We start from the raw sequence: 18,594 nt of genomic DNA on the forward strand, positions 1-18,594 counted from the left end.
TCGATCCGCAGCAAGCATCGGGGCTGAAGCCCCTCCTACATTGCCTCCCCTGACGACATGACCATGACCCCCCTCACCGAATCCGACCTCCAGCAACAGCTCGCCAAACTCGGCGAGCTCCGCGCCGCCATCGGCCAGGCCATCGTGGGCCAGCAGGATGTGGTGGAGCAGTTGCTGATCGGCCTGCTCGCCGGCGGCCACTGCCTGCTCGAAGGCGTGCCCGGCCTGGGCAAGACCCTGCTGGTGCGCTCGCTGGGCCAGGCGTTGCACCTGCAGTTCCGGCGCGTGCAGTTCACGCCCGACCTGATGCCCAGCGACATCCTGGGCACCGAGTTGCTCGAAGAAGACCATGGCACGGGTCATCGCCATTTCCGCTTCCAGCCGGGACCGATCTTCACCAACCTGCTGCTGGCCGACGAACTCAACCGCACGCCCCCCAAGACCCAGGCCGCACTGCTGGAAGCCATGCAGGAACGCACTGTCAGCTACGCCGGCACCACGCATGCACTGCCCTCGCCGTTCTTCGTGTTGGCCACGCAGAACCCGCTGGAGCAGGCCGGCACCTATCCGCTGCCGGAAGCGCAGCTGGACCGTTTCCTGCTGCACATCCGCGTGGACTACCCGACCGAACAGGAAGAGCACGACATCCTGGCGCAGACCACAGGCCGCGCGGATGGCGACGTGCCCCGCGTAATGGAGGGCGAAGCCGTGCTGGCGCTGCAGAAGCACGTGCGCGACGTACATGTCAGCGACGACCTGCTGCGCTGGATCACGAAACTGGTGCGCGCCAGCCGTCCCGGCGACGGGGTGCCCGACGAGGTCCGCAAGTACGTGCGCTGGGGCGCCGGTCCGCGCGCGGGCCAATCGCTGGTGCTCGCCGCGAAAGCGCGCGCGCTGCTGCACGGCCGCCTGGCGGCCACGCGCGAGGACATCGTCGCGCTGGCCAAGCCGGTGATGCGCCACCGCCTGCTGCTGTCGTTCGCGGCGGAAGCCGAGCAGGTCGGCGCGGACGACGTGATCGCCGCGCTGCTGCGCGGCGTGCCATTGACCGCCTGATCGACGCACCGTGGCGCACGACCTGATCCCCGCCGACGTCCGCAGCCGGTTGAAGGACCTGCGGCTGACCGCGCGCCGCGCCATCGGTGCGCAGGGCATCGGTGTGCACCATAGCCGCAGCCGCGGTGCCGGTCTGGAGTTCGCGCAGTACCGCGCCTATGAACCCGGCGACGAACTGCGCCAGATCGACTGGAAGCTGTACGCACGCTCGGACCGCTTCTTCGTGCGCGAAGCCGAGCGCGAGAGTCCGCTGACGGTGTGGATCGTGCTCGATGCGACCGCCTCGATGACGCAGCGCGATGGCGAGCGTGGCACGCGCTTCGATGCCGCGCGCCGGCTGGCCGCCTGCATCGCCGAGCTGGCGTTGCGTCAGGGCGACCGCTTCGGCCTGCTGGTGCTGCATGGTGATGGCGTGCGCCTGGTCTCGCCGGGCAACGGCGTGCGCCAGCGCGACCAGCTGCTACTCGCCTTGCACAGCCTGCGTGCGGACGGCGCATTTCCCGCGCAGGGACGGCTGGGTCCTGTGTTCGAACGCATCGGCGTCGGCGATCTGGTGCTGGTGCTCAGCGATTGGTTCGACGACGCGATTCCCGCTCTGGCGGAACGCCTGGCGGCGGCGCGCCGCGAAGTGCTCGCGATCCAGCTGCTGACGGCGGACGAGCGCGACTTTCCGTTCACCGGCGGGCATCGCTTCCGCGATCCGGAAACCGGCGAGGAACTGCTGGGCGATGCCGCCGCGCTGCGTGCGGACTACCTGCAACGCTTCGCGGAGGCTCAGCGCCTGTTGGATGCGCGACTCGATGCCAGCGGGATCCGCCATGCGCGCTACTACACCGACCAACCGCTGGACCTGCCGCTGCGGCGGCTGTTCGGCGCGCGCGACGCGGCGGAGTACGCATGAGCCTGGCGTTGCTGCTGCCTGCCGGGCTGGTCGCGCTTGTGGCGTTGCTGCTGCCATTGCTGCTGCACCTGGCGCGCCGGCATGAGCAGACACCGACCGACTTCGCCGCGCTGCGCTGGTTGCGGCAGAAGCCCAAGCCCCGCCACCAGATCCGCTTCGACGAGTGGCCGCTGCTGCTGCTTCGTCTTCTGCTGCTTGCGCTGCTGGCGCTCTGGCTGGCCCGGCCGGTGCTGTCGGGCATGGACGATGCGCGCCCGTGGGTCGTCGCCGTGCCCGGCGTGGATGCCGCGATGGCCCGGGGACAGACCGGCGATCAGAAGGCGAGCCTGCGCTGGCTGTCACCCGGCTTTCCGTCGCTGGACGAACCCGTCCCCGGCGGAACGCCCGCCATCGCCAGCCTGTTGCGCCAACTGGACGCCGAGCTGCCGCCCGATACGCCGCTGACCGTGGTGGTACCTGCGACGCTGCAAGGCGCGGATGCCGAGCGACCGATGCTGTCGCGCGCGGTGACGTGGATGGTGGTCGATGGCGCGATGCCGGCGTCGCCCGCGCCGCCGTCGGCACCTCCGTCGCTCGTCCTGCGCCACGAGGCGGGCGACGTCACCGGCCTTCGTTACCTGCGCGCCGCCGCGCGTGCCTGGCAGCCGGATCCCGACAGGCCATCACCCTTGCAGATCGGCATGCGTGAAGACGCCCTGCCTGCGAACACGCGTCCTTTGATCTGGCTGGTCCCCGGTCCGGTGCCCACACCGGTCGTGCAGTGGGTCGCGTCGGGCGGCACCGTGTTGTTGGCGAACGACAGTACGTTCGACGGCTTTGCGCCGGACACGACGCCGTGGCGCGATGCCGATGGCACTGCCGTGGTCGAATCCGCCATCCGCGGCAAGGGACGCGTGCTGCGCTTCACCCGGCCGCTGCGGCCCGATGCGATGCCGGCGCTGGTCGAAGCCGACTTTGCGCAGCGCCTGCGCGCCCTGTTCGATGCTCCTGTCGAGGCGCCCCGTCGTGTGCGGGCCACCGACTACGCACCGGTGACCGGCGGCGAGACCTATCCCGTCGCGCCACGCGACCTGCAGCCGTGGCTGGCGCTGCTGATTGCCCTGCTGCTGCTGGTGGAGCGCTGGATGGCCACGCGACGCACGCGGAGCGCGGCGCCATGACGCTCTCGGCGACCGACCGTCTGGCGCAGGTACGCCGGCATGCGCTGCTCGGCCAGGTGCTGCTGGGTGCGGCTATCCCGGTGGCGGTCGGCGGCGTGTTGTGGCGCGCCGCGTCGCCAGGTCTCGCGACCTGGATCGTCGCCATGGGCATCGCGCTGCTCGCGGTCCTCGCGTGGCGACGGACGCGCGCCTTCGACACCCCCTGGCTGGTGCGCCAGCTCGATGCGCGGCGCAAGGATCTCGACGACAGCGCCGACCTGCTGCTGACGCCGCCCGCTTCGTTGTCACCCCTGCAACAGTTGCAGCAGGCACGCGTGCGCGACCGTCTGCGCACGCGGCCGGCGCCGGACCTGCGTACCCCGTGGCCATGGGCGCGCATCGCGGCGCTGTGGATCGCGGCGACGGTCGTGATCGCAACCGCGCTGCTATGGCCCGGTCGTGCCGGCGAGCCCGGTGTGCTCCAGCCCTCGGACGAACCTGTCCCCACCACGCCCGGCATCCCGCACCTCGTGGCCCAGCGCCTGCATGTGGCCCCGCCCGCCTACACTGGCATCGCAGCGCATGACGAGCCCTCGCTGGACGCGAAGGCCCCGGCCGGCTCGCGATTGGCGTGGACGCTGCGCTTCGATCCGCAACCGACCGCGGCGGCGCTGGTCTTCCACGACGGGCAGCGGATCGCGCTGGCCCGCGACGGCGATACCTGGCAGGCGACACGCGTGCTGGCGAAGTCGACCTTGTATCGCGTGGTTGCCGCCGGCACCGAGGGCCAACCGCCGACGAAGCTGCACCGGCTGGATGCGATCCTCGACCGCGTGCCGGAAGTGAAGGTGCTGGCCCCGGATCGCGGCCTCAGCCAGGTGACGGTGGGGCAGACACGGTGGCCGCTCGCTTTCGAGGCCCGCGACGACTACGGCATCACGCCCAGCGCCACGCTGAAGCTGACGCTCGCGCAAGGCAGCGGCGAGAACATCGCCTTCAAGGAACAGGTGATGACGCTGCGTGGCACAGGTCCGGCGACATCCCGTCGCTTCAGTGCGTCGCTCGACCTGAAGGCCCTCGGCATGGCCGTGGGCGACGACCTGATCGCACAGCTCACCGTGCACGACACCCGTTCGCCCTCACCACAGCGCGCGCAGAGTCCCGGGCTGATCCTGCGCTGGCCCGCCGACCTGGGCCAGGAGAGCACGGGGCTGGAAGGGCTGGTGAAGAAGGTGATGCCGGCCTACTTCCGCAGCCAGCGCCAGATCATCATCGACGCAGAGGCCTTGCAGAAGCAGAAGCGCAGCCTGCCGGCGGAGCGCTTCGTCCAACGCTCCGACGCGATCGGCGTGGACCAGCGCATCCTGCGCCTGCGCTACGGCCAGTTCCTCGGCGAGGAAGCCGAAGGCGAGCCGCAACCGCCGCCGACCAACGATGCGGAGGACGGCCACACGGACGACGACGGCCACGACCATGCCGGCGAATCCGCGCAGGCCGACGACGGCCATGGTCATGGCGAGGCCACCAGCGCGACCGGCGCCAGCTTCGGCCGCGAAGCCGACGTGCTGGAAGCCTACGGCCACACCCACGACCATGCCGAAGCCGCGACGCTGCTCGATCCGGAGACACGCGCCACCCTGAAGAAGGCGCTGGACCAGATGTGGCAATCGGAACTGCACCTGCGCCAGGGCCACCCGGACCGGGCGCTGCCGTTCGCCTACAAGGCGCTGGAGTACATCAAGCAGGTGCAGCAGGCCACGCGCATCTACCTGGCGCGGGTGGGGCCGGAACTGCCACCGATCGACGAGACGCGCCGGCTCGGTGGCGACCGCACGGGCATCGCGCCGCGCGCGCTCGGACCACTCGCCCGCCCGCAGGAAGACGATGCGCCGGCACCAACGCGAGCCTGGTCTGCGCTGGCGAACGACCGCGTGCCCGTGGATGCCGCCAACCTTGATGCATTGCAGGCATGGCTGCGCAGCAACGAGGCGCGCGTGCCGGATGCGCTCGACCTGTTCGCCGCCATCGACGAAGTGCGCGGCGATCCGGCCTGCGCGCCCTGCCGGCAGCGCCTGCGAGCGCTCTTGTGGTCGGTCTCGGCGCAACCCCCTGCGCAGGTGCCGCGGCGCGATGGGGCGGATGAGACAGGGCGTCATTACCTGGATGCCTTGCAGCAGGAGCCGCCGCGATGAATCTGTCCGCCACCCTGCCGCTGTTGCTCGCCGTACTGCTGACGCTCGCCGTGATGATGGCGTGGCTGCGCCTCGCACGGTGGCGTCGCAGCGCACCGCACGACCGCCGAGGTCCGCCGACGCGCTTCGTGTTGCTGTGCCTGCTGCAGCCGGTCGGTGCGCTGCTGCTCTACTTCACCCTGTTGCCTCCGCGACAGACCGTCGCCACGGGCTCGCTGGTGGTGATGACGTCGCGGGCGGACGATGTCGCCCTGCCCGCGACGCTGCAGGGCCAGCCGCGCGTCGTGTTGCCGGAAGCGCCAGCCAATGTCGATGCGGAGCGCGTGCCCGACCTCGGCACCGCGCTCCGTCGTCATCCGGAAGCGCAGGCGCTGCACATCGTCGGTGCAGGCCTGGAAGCACGCGACCGCGATGCGCTCGGCGACCGCGCAGTGACGTTCGCCGCTGCGCCGCTACCGCGCGGCATCATGCAGCTGGCACCGGCCGCGCCAGTCGCACCCGGCACCCCCTTCGTCGTCAGCGGTCGCGTGCACGACCTGCCGCAGGCGACGGTCGTGCTGCGCGATCCGGCCGGCCAGCGCATCAGTACGACGACGCCGGATGCGCAGGGCGGCTTCCGCCTGGGCGGCCTGGCGCGCCTGCCGGGTCCGGCGCAGTTCCGCATCGAGGTGCTCGATGCGAAGCGTGCCGTCGTCGACACCGCGACCGTGCCGGTATGGACGCAGCCCACGCCTGCGCCGCGCGTGTGGGCACTGGCGGGAGCGCCCAATGCGGAGTGGAAGTACCTGCGCCGCTGGGCCACCGATGCCGGCATTCCGCTGCATCTGCAGGTCAGCCTGGGCGGCGGCCTGCAGCTGGGCGATACACCGCTGCCGATGACGGCCGATACGCTGCGTCGGTTCGACGTGGTGCTGCTGGATGCACGCAGCGCTGCGGCGCTCGGCGACGGCCAGCGCGCGGCGCTCATCGCGGCCATCCGCGACGGCCTGGGCGTGCTGGTGCGTGCCGATGGCGCGCTGGCGCCAGGTGTGCAACGCCTGCTCGGCCTGTCGCTGGCCGGCAACGACGACACCGAATTCCACCTGCCACGTCCGGCACCCGATGACGACGCCTGGCGCGCGCGCCGCGGCGCGGGCACCACGGAGGCGCCGGTCGATGCGGATGCCGTGCCGGCGGGACTGCCGACGCTGACGCGGCGGGCACTGCGGACGTCGTCGCCGGAGGCGATCGCGCTGCTGCGCGACGCGGACGGCACCGCGGTCGCCTGGTGGCGCGCGGCGGGCCGCGGGCGCATCGCGGCGTGGACGCCGATCGATACCTACAGGCTGGCGCTGTCCGGACATGCCGACGCCCATGGCGCGTTGTGGTCGCAGGCACTGGGCACGCTCGCGCGCACGACGACGGTCGCTGCTCTGGCGGTACCCGACGACGCCCGTATCTCGCAGCGCGTGGCGCTCTGTGGCCTCAACGACGGGGCGCAGGTGACCGCGCCGGATGGAACCCTCACCCGCGTGCCGCGCGATCCGGTCACCGGCACGGCCCGCTGCGGTGGTTTCTGGCCCCGCATGGCGGGCTGGCATCAGCTGACGTCGGGCGAAGCGGCTGCACCCTTCCACGTGCGTGCGGCAGGGGACGCACCCTCCCTGCATGCCATGGCCGTGCGCGAACAGACCGTGCGCCTGGCGGCAAGACCCTCGACGGGTCAGGTCGCCCCCGCGCTGGCAACGCAGGGGTCGCGTGGGGCCGCGTGGCCGTGGTTCCTCGGCTTCCTGCTCGCGGCCGGTCTGCTGTGGTGGCTGGAGCGCCGCCGTCCCGTGATCGGTTAACGACTCTCGAATGTGAGATACGTAATCTTTCCTTCAGACCCATCCTTCCGGAGTTCCGCATGATCCGAACGGCGATCCCCGCCCTGTTGCTGACCCTCTCGCTGGCCGCGTGTTCAGCGCCCGATACGGATGAGCAGACCGCCGCCGCGGAGCAGGCCCAGGCCGCCGCCAGCGAGGCCGCCACGCCACCGCCCGCGCAACCGGCACCGACCGAACTCGCCGGCACCTGCGACGACACCCAGGCGCAGTGGATCATCGGCAAGACGCCCAGCGAGAAGGACATCGAGCAGGCGAAGACGGACAGCAAGTCGGATTCCGTGCGGGCCCTGAAGCCGGGCGACGCGGCGACGATGGACTTCAATCCGGACCGCCTGAACATCATCCTCGACGACAAGGGCGCGGCGACGTCGGTCAACTGCGGCTGACGTCGCACGCATTGCCAGACAAACCTACGCCGTCCGTCTTTCGCGGACGGCGTTTCTTTTACGCCCCGGCTTACGCCTCACCTGGCCAGACCGTGTTCCGTCCTGCCGTGTAATTCGCCAACGGATGTGGCGCCTGGTCCTTCGTGCGAAGGCCCGATCCCGTTCTGCGCGAGCAGGCGCTCCTGGCCATTCTTCAACCAGGCTTCGGCTTCCGGCGAAGCATGCAGGCGCTCCATCGCAGCGCGGCAAGCATCTGCATCACCCCTCGACGCCGCTTCGAGCATGCGCGCCAGTGCCTCGCGGCCGCTTCCGGCCAACAGCGCATGGCCAGTCGCCGGAAACGTTGCTTCATGCGCCGGCTGCCGTGCTTCATGGCTCGCCAACGGAGGCTCGGGAGGCAACGCACGCTCGCCGAAGATGGGCAGCGGTTGCCGTTCACCCTGCTCCTGCCGGCGCACCGCTTCCTCGAACACCCCCACGATGCGGCTCATGTCATGTCGATCCAGCGCATCCACGCCGTGCTGACTGCCATGTGCGATCGGGCCGACCAGATTGGCCAACCGCCCAAGACCGCTGGCCTTGAAGGCCTGGCCGGCCAGCGGCGTTTCGTTGATGCCTCCGCCGACCAGGCCGGCGACATAGCGCGCGTGTGATCCGAAACCTTCTCGCCCCTCCAGGCTGGATATCGACTGCGCTTCGCCGATATGGGGGCCGGTCTTGTGCGACACCACGCTGTTGTTGACGGTGTAGTTGAGGAAGCCGCCATCGAACGCATCCGCCCGGAAGTCCGGAGCCTGCATCGGCGTCATCCGGTGCTCGCCAAGCCACTGCCGATACCCGTCCGACGCCACGATGTTGGCGGCCCCGGGCGCGTCAAAGGTGCGTCCGCCCCAGCCGAAGGTATGGCTGAGCACCTGCGCATGCGCACCGCCTGCCGAGTGGCCGGTCACCTCTATCCGGTAGCCCTGGCGGCCATAGGTGTCCTGCACGCCCTTGGCGAAGTCGAGCGCCTGCTGGAACTGCGGATCCCAGGCATCGCCTGGCAGCACCGCCTCCTGCAGGCGGGCCATCTGCGCCCGCGTGCGATCAGTGGCCGGCGCCGGCGCTCCCATCAGGTCGGGCAGCTCGCCATCGCGGGCCACGGCGATGTTTGGGCCCTTCCAGTCCAGCGGATCGTCGCTGCCGCGGACGGCGATGACGATGTGCTTCTCGGCGTCGTTGGCGAAGGCATGGATCACCAAGCCGCTGGTGGAATTATGGTCTCCGCTGTGTAGCAGCCTCCATCTCTGCGATCCGAGTGACTCGGCGAAGAGCTGCTCGTAATCCGGGTTGATGCGCTTATCAGCACTGTTGATGCCCGATTGGTCCAGGTAGCTTGCGCGACTGAAGCGCGCCATGACCAACTCTTTTCGGTAATCCACGCCACGTGTCCATTCGGCGGGGGTATCAGGAATTTCAAGATCATCCATGGCATAGCTCCTTGCTGACACCGCTTGTTTGATGCACGCGAGGTCATTCCTGACCCAGGTCATACAGATCTATTCTGACTCGCGTGACGCCTTGTCTCCATAAGTGCGTAGTCTTGTGCTCGGGAAAGTCGTTGCAAATGAAAAGCGTGTCGCCGATACGCTTATCTGGCGGAATGCGATGGCACCGAACCTCCACCGGGATAGTCTCATCTGCATTGCTCAGGCGCCTGCTGCGCTCCTCCGTACATCGGGGATGGCCAGGCTCGCAGCGCGGCGCTGTGTCGTCCTTGCCCCTGATATCACCAACAACCAGTTGTCCGCCGCCAAGCAGCCCCTTGTGGGTCCACTCAAGCTCGGCAGGCTTTACGATGATCAGCGTGCCTGCATCGATGTTCCATCCACATCGCCCCGGCAGGTAGCGGTCCACCACCAGATCCGCTTCCCACGTCTCCCCCTTGCGAACCGGGTAGATGTCGTAGGAGAACGCCTTTTCACCGCCTCCCTCCCAGAAGCCAGCATGATTCCAGCAGCCGCCTTCGCGATTGGTGGACAGGAAAGCGACGCGGAAACGGAAGTCGAGCGTCTCTGGCGCACGGCCATACAGTCGGACGACGTGCGCCGGATAGGGATTCAGCGGCGGATCGGATGGCTCCACCTTCGACGGCGCGACGATGCGGCCGACCGGTCCTGCGGTCTGGCAGGCTGCCAGCAGCGGCAACAATAATAGGGTCAGCGCTGCGGCCCTGGCGGCGGCATTTCGGTCCTGCTTGCACACTGACACGTGGAACCTCCTTGTCGCGTACAGGCCGGACGGTCCGGCCGTGCGGAGTGACGTATTACCTCATCTGCCTTGGTGCATGCGTGAACATGGTCGCAGCGCTCTCTTCCTCCTGTTCTCCTCGCCGCAGCGAAGCGGACAGGGACATTCCTGGCGACCCCGGCTTCGGGGCGTCGGACGCCGTGCACCGCGATGCCGGAAAGTTAACCCATGCGCCCACAAAAAGTTGCCGTTGCAACCAACAAGTGGCGCTCAAAAGGTGTTGTTGCGGCGTCGCAACATCTATGGTCTAGTCGGATTTCCGGTGACATTTCGAAGTGCCGCTGCGCGGGCAGGGCACGGTGTCGCCGTCACTCCGGTTTGAGGCAAGACATGGCCCCTCGCAATCGCCAAGGCGGCTTTGACCAGGGTCTTTACGACCCGAACGACGAACGCGACGCCTGCGGCTTCGGCATGATCGCGCAACTCGACGACCAGCCCTCGCGCGCGCTCGTCGATACCGCCATTGCCGCGCTCTCGCGCATGACCCATCGCGGCGGCGTCGCCGCCGACGGGCTGACCGGCGATGGCTGCGGCCTGCTGATCCGCAAACCGGATGCTTTCCTGCGCGCGCTGGCCGCTGAATCCAGCATCGCGCTGGGCGAGCGCTTCGCTTCCGGCCTGGTCTTCCTGCCGCACGACGACGCGCTCGCCGCGCAGTGCCGCGCCACGCTGGAAGCCGAACTGTTCCGCACCGGCGTGGCGGTGAAAGGCTGGCGCGTGCCGCCGACCAACGACGCGGTGTGCGGGCAACTGGCCAAGGACACGCTGCCGCGCATCGAACAGCTGTATGTCGACGCGGGCGCCGAGCAGGGCGACGACGACTTCACGCTGGCGTTGTTCCTCGCCCGTCGCCGCAGCGAACAGCAGCTGCGTACTTCCGTGCCGGATTTCTATGTGGTGACGCTGTCGCCGCATGCGATCGGCTACAAGGGCATGGTGCTGCCCGACAAGCTGTCGACCTTCTACCCCGACCTGCAGCGCGCCGAGCTGGCCAGCAGCGCGGTGGTCTTCCACCAGCGCTTCTCGACCAACACGCTGCCGCGCTGGCCGCTGGCGCACCCGTTCCGCCTGCTGGCGCACAACGGCGAGATCAACACCATCGAGGGCAACCGCCGCTGGGCGCAGGCGCGCAGCAAGGTGTGGAAGACGCCGCGCTTCGACATCGCCGAGTTCGATCCGGTCATCTCGATGCACGGCTCCGATTCGCAGAGCCTGGACAACATGCTGGAACTGCTCGTCGCCGGTGGCATGGAGCTGATCCAGGCGCTGCGCATCCTGGTGCCGCCGGCCACGCAGTCGCTGGAATTCAAGGACGCCGACCTGGCCGCGTTCTACGAGTTCTACGGCCTCAACACCGAACCGTGGGACGGTCCGGCCGGCATCGTCTCGATGGACGCGCGCTACGCCGCATGCACGCTCGACCGCAACGGCCTGCGCCCCGCGCGCTGGATGCTGACCAGCGACCGCCACTTCATCGTCGCCAGCGAAGCCGGCGTGTGGGAAGTGCCGGCCGAGCGCGTGACCCGCAAGGGCAAGCTCGGCCCGGGCGAGATGATGGCCATCGACCTCAAGCGTGGCGACCTGCTGGACAGCGAGGCGGTGGACCGCATCAACCGCGGTCGCGCGCCGTACAAGCAATGGCTGCACCAGGGCGTCACCTACCTGCAGACCGAGCTGATCGATCCGTCGCTGACCGATGCGCCGTTCGACGAGAAGACGCTGCGCGGCTACCACAAGCTGTTCCAGCTGACGTCGGAGGAAGTCGAAGGCGTGCTCCGCCCGCTGGCGGAGACCGAGCAGGAAGCCACCGGCTCGATGGGCGACGACACGCCGATGGCCGTGCTGAGCCGACAGACGCGTCCGCTGTACGACTACTTCCGCCAGGCGTTCGCGCAGGTCACCAACCCGCCGATCGATCCCCTGCGCGAAGACTGCGTGATGTCGCTGACCACCCAGCTGGGACGGGAGACCAACATCTTCCACGCCGGGCCGGAAACTGTGCACCACATCATCCTCAATTCGCCGGTGCTGTCCCAGCGCAAGCTGCGGCAGATCGTGAAGATGGCGCCGTACGACCAGAAGCACCGCTACATCGACCTGTCGTACGACCCCGCGGAAGGCATGAAGGCCGCCATCGAGCGCATCAGCGCCGAGGTGGCGCAGGCCGCACGCGAGGGCATGGTGATGGTGGTGCTGAGCGACCGCCGCCCGCAGCAGGGCCGGCCGATGGTGCACGCCCTGCTCGCCACCGGCGCGGTGCACCACCACCTGTGCCGCGAAGGCCTGCGCTGCGACGTCAACCTGATCGTCGAAACCGGCACTGCGCGCGACCCGCACCACATCGCCTGCCTGATCGGCGTGGGCGCCACCGCCGTGTATCCGTACCTCGCCTACCAGACGCTGTTCGACCTGGGCCGGCGCGGCATCCTGCAGATCAAGAAAGGCGGCGAGCAGGCGCAAATCGGCCGCAGCTACCGCAAGGGCATCTACAAGGGCCTGTCCAAGATCATCTCGAAGATGGGCATCTGCACCATCAGCAGCTACCGCGGCGCGCAGCTGTTCGAGATCGTCGGGCTGGATCCGGAGGTCGTCGACCTCTGCTTCGCCGAAACGCCGTCGCGCATCGGCGGCGTCGGCTTCGAACGGCTCGACCTGGAAGCCCGCCAGCTGGAAGCGCGCGCCTGGAACGACCGCGAGTCGCCCGAAGTCGGTGGCCTGCTGAAGTACGTGCACGGCGGCGAGTACCACATGTACAACCCGGACGTGGTGATGACGCTGCAGCGCGCGACGCGCACCGGTGAAGCGCGCGACTGGCACGCCTATGCCGACGCGGTGAACTCGCGGCCGCCCTCGGCGCTGCGCGACCTGCTGCAGTTGAAGAAGGCCGACACACCGACGCCGCTGACCGAGGTGGCCGACGCCTCCGACCTGCTGCGCCGCTTCGACACCGCGGCGATCTCGCTCGGCGCACTGTCGCCCGAGGCGCACGAGGCGCTCGCCATCGCGATGAACCGCCTCGGCGGCCGCAGCAACTCCGGTGAGGGCGGCGAAGACCCCGCGCGCTACGGCACCGAGAAGCGCAGCAAGATCAAGCAGGTCGCTTCCGGCCGCTTCGGCGTGACGCCGGAGTACCTGGTCAATGCCGAAGTGCTGCAGATCAAGGTCGCACAGGGCGCCAAGCCCGGCGAAGGCGGCCAGCTGCCCGGCCACAAGGTCAACGAGCTGATCGCGCGGCTCCGCTACGCCAAGCCCGGCATCGGCCTGATCTCGCCACCGCCGCACCACGACATCTATTCGATCGAAGACCTCGCGCAGCTGATCTTCGACCTCAAGCAGGTCAACCCGACCGCGCTGGTGTCGGTGAAGCTGGTGTCGCACGCAGGCGTGGGCACCATTGCCGCGGGCGTGGTGAAGGCGGGCGCGGACCTGATCACCATCTCCGGCCATGACGGCGGCACCGGCGCCAGCCCGGTGAGCTCGATCCGGTATGCCGGCGTGCCATGGGAACTCGGCGTCGCCGAAGCGCACCACGCGCTGGTGGTGAACCAGCTGCGCGACCGCACCGTGCTGCAGACCGACGGCGGCCTGAAGACCGGCCTGGACGTGGTCAAGGCGGCGCTGCTGGGCGCCGACAGCTTCGGCTTCGGCACCGGCCCGATGATCGTGCTGGGTTGCAAGTACCTGCGCATCTGCCACCTCAACAACTGCGCCACCGGCGTGGCCACGCAGGACGAGCGCCTGCGCACGCAGTACTTCACAGGCCTGCCCGAGCGCGTGGAGAACTTCTTCCGCCTGCTGTCCGAGGAAGTGCGGCAGTGGCTGTCGTACCTGGGCGCGCGCTCGCTGGACGAGATCGTCGGTCGCACCGACCTGCTGCAGCAGATCGAGGTGTCGCCGCGGGAAGGCGTCAACATCGACCTGTCGCGCCTGTTGAAGGGCGCAAAGGTCGACAGCAGCACCTGCGCTGCGCAGCGTCTGTACGAGTCGCCGGACAGCCTGGCCACCCAGTTGGACGGCCTGCTCGCCGAACCGATCCGCAGGAAGAGCGGCGGCGACCATCGCTTCCTGATCCACAACACCGACCGCAGCATCGGCACGCGCCTGTCCGGCACCATCGCGCGCGTACATGGCAACCACGGCATGGCCGACGCACCGTTGAACCTGCGCTTCCGCGGCAGTGCCGGCCAGAGCTTCGGCGCATTCAACGCCGGCGGCCTGCTGATGGAGCTGGAAGGCGAAGCCAACGACTACGTGGGCAAGGGCATGGCCGGCGGCCGGCTGGTCGTGCGTCCGCCGCGCGGCGCGCGGTTCGAGGCACGCAACACGCCGATCATCGGTAACACCTGCCTGTACGGCGCCACCGGCGGCGAGCTGTTCGCAGCCGGACGTGCCGGCGAGCGATTCGGCGTGCGCAACTCCGGCGCGCTGGCGGTGATCGAAGGCGCGGGCGACCACTGCTGCGAGTACATGACCGACGGCATCGTGCTGGTGCTCGGCAAGGTGGGCCTGAACTTCGGCGCCGGCTTCACCGGGGGCCTGGCCTACGTGCTCGACCTGGACCGCGATTTCGTCGACCGCTACAACCACGAACTCATCGACATCCACCGCATCAGCCCGGAAGGCTTCGAAAGCCACCGCCAGCACCTGCACACGCTGATCAGCCGCCATCGCGAACTGACCGGCAGCATCTGGGCGCAGCAGATCCTGGACGAGTTCCGCGACTACGTGGGCAAGTTCTGGCTGGTGAAGCCGAAGGCCGCGAGCATCGATTCGTTGAACGAGACCTTGAGGCGCGCGGCATGAGTGCGCGCCGGTGCCCGGGACTCGCCCCTTCCCCCGCGTGCGGGGGAAGGCTGGGATGGGGGCAGACCGAAGCCAGGACGCTCGGCCGCCTGCATCCCGCACGAAGCAGACACTCGACGCGAACACGGCATCACCACCGTCCCGGCGCCGGTTGTCCCCCCACCCCAACCCTCCCCCGTGAACGGGGGAGGGGGCAGAGGCACGCCCCATGAGCAAGAAGCAGGTATTCCAGTTCCTCGACCTGCCGCGGACGATGCCGCAGCGCATTCCGCTGGAGCTGCGCACGTCCGGCGACTGGGGCGAGCTGTACGGCAAGTTCGGCAAGGAGGAAGCCCAGTACCAGGCCGGCCGTTGCCTGGATTGCGGCAATCCGTACTGCAGCTGGAAATGCCCGGTGCACAACGCCATCCCGCAGTGGCTGCAGCTGCTGCAGGAAAACCGCATCGAGGAAGCCGCCGAGCTGTGCCATTCCACCAATCCGCTGCCTGAAGTCTGTGGCCGCGTCTGCCCGCAGGACCGCCTGTGCGAGGGCAGCTGCACGCTGGAGGAATTCGGCGCGGTCACCATCGGCGCAGCGGAGAAGTACATCGTCGATACCGCGCTGGCGAACGGCTGGCGCCCGGACCTGAGCGACGTGAAGCCGACCGGCAAGCGCGTGGCCGTGATCGGTGCCGGGCCGGCGGGGCTGGGCTGCGCCGACCGCCTCGCGCGCGCCGGCATCCAGGCCGTGGTGTACGACCGCTACGAGCAGATCGGCGGCCTGCTGCAGTTCGGCATTCCCAGCTTCAAGCTGGACAAGAGCGTCATCGCGCAGCGGCGCGAGGTGCTGGAGGGCATGGGCGTCGAGTTCCGCCTGGGCGTGGACGTGGGTCGCGACGTGACCCTGGCGCAGTTGCTGGACGAGTACGACGCCGTCTTCCTCGGTACCGGCGCCTATCGCTACACCGACGGCGGGTTGCCGGGACAGGATCTTGAAGGCGTGCTGCCTGCCCTGCCCTTCCTGGTGCAGAACGGCCGCATCGTCGGTGGCGGCGATCCGTGGGGTCGCCCGATCGCGGGCTGGGAAGACAAGCTGGCGTTGCCCGACCTGCACGGCAAGCGCGTGGTGGTGCTGGGCGGCGGCGACACCGGCATGGATTGCGTGCGCAGTGCCATCCGCCTGGGTGCGGCCAAGGTCACCTGCGCCTATCGCCGCGATGAAGCGAACATGCCCGGCTCCGCGCGCGAAGTCGCGAATGCGCGCGAAGAAGGCGTGCGCTTTTTGTTCAACCGCCAGCCGCTGGGCGTCGTGGCCGGCGACGACGGCACGGTGGCCGGCGTGCAGGTCGTCGAAACGAAACTCGGCGAGCCGGACGAACGCGGGCGCCAGAGCGCAGTGCCGATCGAAGGCAGCGAGTCGGTGCTGGAGGCCGACGTGGTGATCATCGCGTTCGGCTTCTCGCCCAGCGTGCCCGCATGGCTGGCCGAACAGGGTGTGGAAGGCACGCCGAACGGGCGCATCGTGGTCGGCGGCGGCGACCGCCTCGCCTTCCAGACCACGAACCCGAAGCTGTTCGCCGGCGGCGATGCAGTGCGTGGCGCGGACCTGGTGGTCACGGCAGTGGCCGAGGGGCGCGACGCGGCGGGCAGCATCGCGACGCTGCTGCTGACATAGGGTGGGCTCAAGCCCACCGTGTCGCGGAGCCGCGCACCGCTCGCTCATGCGTGGCGACCACCGTGGCGGGCTTGAGCCCGCCCTACGCTAGACTCGCCGCTCACCTTCCACACGATCCGCCCATGCGCCTCGGCCTTGCCGCCAACCGCCTGCATCACCACACCGAGGACGCCGCGCTGTTCCGCTGGCTGCGCGCCAGCGAATCCGGCATCCGCGAACTGCAGTTGGGCCTGCATGCCGTCGGACGCACGCACGATGCGATTGCGGCTGCCGGCATGCTGCGCGGCTACGACGGACTCAGGCGCTATCCCTACGGCCGCGATGGCGGGTTGATGAAGCTGGTGGCGGAAGTCGTCGGGCTGGAAGGCGCGGAACGGAATCTCGATGGCGCGATCTACTTCATCGATCCCGTGGATCCGTCCTCGATCTTCCCCGAAGCCGTGGCGCTGAAGCGGCAGTGCGTCATCCACGGCAAGCCGTTCCTTTCCACCGTGGCGTCGGCACGCGACTGGGTCGAGATGGAGCGCATCCACGCCGGTTTCGCACCGGACCGCGGGGCGGACCGCTTCCATGCACTGGAAACGCAGACGCTGGCCCTGATCGCGCACGATGCGATGAAACCGCAGATGGTCGCGTTCGTCGGCGATCATTTCGACGTGCTGTCGCGTTTCGCCCACCGCATGGCCACCGGCACCACCGGCCAGCAACTCAATGAACTGGCGTGGAGCCGCGGTTGGCCAACCGATACGCCGTGGGTGGAGCGCTTCCAGAGCGGCCCGCTGGGCGGCGACGCGCAGATCGCCGATCGCGTGCTGGAACACCGCTGCCAGCGCGTGATCTTCTTCGAGAACCCGCATGTCGCGCGCCAGCACGAGGCCGACATCCAGCTGCTGGAGCGCGCCGTCACCACCGTAACCGACGAGGCCGTGTGCACGACGTCGCTGGCCGTGGCCAGGCGATGGTGTGAGGCGGTAACCAAGCGCCGCCTCGCTGTTGTGGGAGCGACGTAAGTCGCGAAGGCGCGAGGCCTGTCGAGGCATGCCTGTTGGCCATCATGGGAATGACGATCGAAGTTGGTTGAGAAGGCGTTCGCGACTTACGTCGCTCCCACAAGAGAAACGGCTCCATGGACCCCCACCCACCCCGCCACCTGCTGAAAGACCTGTCCCTCTCCGCCATCGCCGCCGGCTTCGTCACCGTGCTGGTCGGCTTCGCCAGCTCCGCCGTCATCGTATTCCAGGCGGCCCAATCGCTGGGCGCCTCGCCGGCCGAGATCAGTTCCTGGATGTGGGCGCTGGGCCTGGGCATGGGACTGACCTGCATCGGCTTGTCGCTGCGCTACCGCATGCCGGTGGTGACTGCGTGGTCCACGCCGGGGGCCGCCATGCTGATCAGCAGCGCGGCCGGGTTGCCGCTGTCGGATGCGATCGGTGCGTTCCTGCTGTCGGCGCTGTTGATCGCGGCCTGCGGCTTTTCGGGTTTCTTCGAACGGATGATCAGCCGCATCCCGGTGTCGCTGGCGTCGGGCATGTTGGCCGGCGTGCTGCTGCGCTTCGGCCTGGAGGCGTTTGGCGCGATGAAGACGCAACTGGGCATGGTGCTGACGATGTTCGTCGTCTACCTGCTCGCGCGCCGCCTGCTGCCGCGCTATGCGGTGATCCTGACCTTGCTCGTCGGCATCGCCTTCGCGGCCGGGCTCGGATTGCTGCGTGTGGATGGGCTTTCGCTGGAACTGGCGAAGCCGATCTTCATCGCGCCCACCTTCTCGTTGGCCGCAGTGGTCGGCATCGCGCTCCCGTTGTTCATCGTGACCATGGCCTCGCAGAACGTACCGGGCGTGGCGGTGATCCGTGCGTCCGGGTATGCGATCCCGATCTCGCCCGTGATCGGCTGGACCGGTGTCGCCAACCTGCTGCTGGCGCCGTTCGGCGCGTTCGCGTTGAACCTCGCCGCGATCACCGCCGCGATCTGCATGGGCCGCGAAGCGCACGAGGATGCCTCCCGGCGTTACGTGGCGGCCATCGCGGCCGGGGTGTTCTACGTCGTCGTCGGCCTGTTCGGTGCGACGGTGGCCGCGCTGTTCGCCGCGTTCCCGAAGGAACTGATCCTGGCGATCGCCGGCATCGCGCTGTTGGGCACCATCGGCAACAGCCTTGCCGCCGCGCTGCGCGAGGAATCCGATCGCGAGCCGGCGCTGGTCACGTTTCTGGTGACCGCATCCGGATTGTCGCTGGCAGGTATCGGATCGGCTTTCTGGGGACTGCTCGCCGGCGTGGCCGCGCTGCTGGTGTGGCGGCGCGCATAGCGAG

General features: G+C 68.9%; 12 protein-coding genes. 10 read left to right on the forward strand and 2 right to left on the reverse strand.

Annotated features, from left to right (window positions below; all coding sequences use genetic code 11):
- The first annotated feature begins 63 nt into the window (after positions 1 to 63).
- The 6 genes from OY559_RS19485 to OY559_RS19510 are packed head-to-tail and all read left to right on the forward strand — an operon-like array spanning position 64 to position 7,539.
- Positions 64 to 1,056 carry an AAA family ATPase gene (locus OY559_RS19485; RefSeq protein WP_277730069.1) on the forward strand — a complete coding sequence of 331 codons (993 nt, stop codon included), beginning with the start codon at positions 64 to 66 and terminating at the stop codon, positions 1,054 to 1,056.
- A gap of 10 nt (positions 1,057 to 1,066) precedes the next feature.
- The gene (locus tag OY559_RS19490; protein ID WP_277727948.1) at positions 1,067 to 1,957 is read left to right on the forward strand and encodes a DUF58 domain-containing protein; all 891 of its coding nucleotides are present in this window, start codon (positions 1,067 to 1,069) and stop codon (positions 1,955 to 1,957) included.
- Complete coding sequence (locus OY559_RS19495) at positions 1,954 to 3,117, forward strand: N-terminal double-transmembrane domain-containing protein (protein ID WP_277727949.1); 1,164 nt, start codon at positions 1,954 to 1,956, stop codon at positions 3,115 to 3,117. Before OY559_RS19490 ends, OY559_RS19495 begins: the two co-directional genes overlap by 4 nt.
- Complete coding sequence (locus OY559_RS19500; protein WP_277727950.1) at positions 3,114 to 5,288, forward strand: hypothetical protein; 2,175 nt, start codon at positions 3,114 to 3,116, stop codon at positions 5,286 to 5,288. The genes OY559_RS19495 and OY559_RS19500 overlap by 4 nt, the downstream gene beginning before the upstream one ends.
- The gene (locus OY559_RS19505; RefSeq protein ID WP_277727951.1) at positions 5,285 to 7,114 is read left to right on the forward strand and encodes a carboxypeptidase-like regulatory domain-containing protein; all 1,830 of its coding nucleotides are present in this window, start codon (positions 5,285 to 5,287) and stop codon (positions 7,112 to 7,114) included. The genes OY559_RS19500 and OY559_RS19505 overlap by 4 nt, the downstream gene beginning before the upstream one ends.
- Before the next feature lie 59 nt (positions 7,115 to 7,173).
- Entirely contained in the window at positions 7,174 to 7,539 is a 366-nt protein-coding gene (locus OY559_RS19510) for an I78 family peptidase inhibitor (protein ID WP_277727953.1), read from the forward strand.
- Positions 7,540 to 7,616: 77 nt separating this feature from the next.
- Here OY559_RS19510 and OY559_RS19515 read toward each other — a convergent pair whose 3' ends face one another.
- Both OY559_RS19515 and OY559_RS19520 read right to left on the reverse strand, forming a co-directional pair.
- The gene (locus tag OY559_RS19515; protein WP_277727954.1) at positions 7,617 to 9,008 is read right to left on the reverse strand and encodes an alpha/beta hydrolase family protein; all 1,392 of its coding nucleotides are present in this window, start codon (positions 9,006 to 9,008) and stop codon (positions 7,617 to 7,619) included.
- 43 nt (positions 9,009 to 9,051) lie between these two features.
- On the reverse strand, positions 9,052 to 9,789 hold the full coding sequence (locus OY559_RS19520) for a hypothetical protein (RefSeq protein WP_277727955.1): 738 nt from the start codon (positions 9,787 to 9,789) through the stop codon (positions 9,052 to 9,054).
- Between the two features lie 369 nt (positions 9,790 to 10,158).
- Between OY559_RS19520 and gltB the strand changes: the two genes are divergently transcribed.
- The 4 genes from gltB to OY559_RS19540 all read left to right on the forward strand — a co-directional run bounded on the left by gltB (position 10,159) and on the right by OY559_RS19540 (position 18,590).
- On the forward strand, positions 10,159 to 14,631 hold the full coding sequence (gltB, locus tag OY559_RS19525; protein WP_277727956.1) for a glutamate synthase large subunit: 4,473 nt from the start codon (positions 10,159 to 10,161) through the stop codon (positions 14,629 to 14,631).
- Positions 14,632 to 14,839: 208 nt separating this feature from the next.
- On the forward strand, positions 14,840 to 16,285 hold the full coding sequence (locus OY559_RS19530) for a glutamate synthase small subunit GltD family protein (RefSeq protein WP_277727958.1): 1,446 nt from the start codon (positions 14,840 to 14,842) through the stop codon (positions 16,283 to 16,285).
- 122 nt (positions 16,286 to 16,407) lie between these two features.
- A complete protein-coding gene (locus OY559_RS19535) occupies positions 16,408 to 17,295 on the forward strand; it encodes a methylglyoxal synthase (protein ID WP_277727959.1) in 888 nt (295 codons plus the stop codon).
- Positions 17,296 to 17,411: 116 nt separating this feature from the next.
- A complete protein-coding gene (locus OY559_RS19540; RefSeq protein WP_277727960.1) occupies positions 17,412 to 18,590 on the forward strand; it encodes a benzoate/H(+) symporter BenE family transporter in 1,179 nt (392 codons plus the stop codon).
- Positions 18,591 to 18,594 lie beyond the last annotated feature (4 nt).

The sequence above is a fragment of the Pseudoxanthomonas sp. SE1 genome (assembly GCF_029542205.1).
In the GTDB taxonomy this organism is placed as follows: Bacteria; Pseudomonadota; Gammaproteobacteria; order Xanthomonadales; family Xanthomonadaceae; genus Pseudoxanthomonas_A.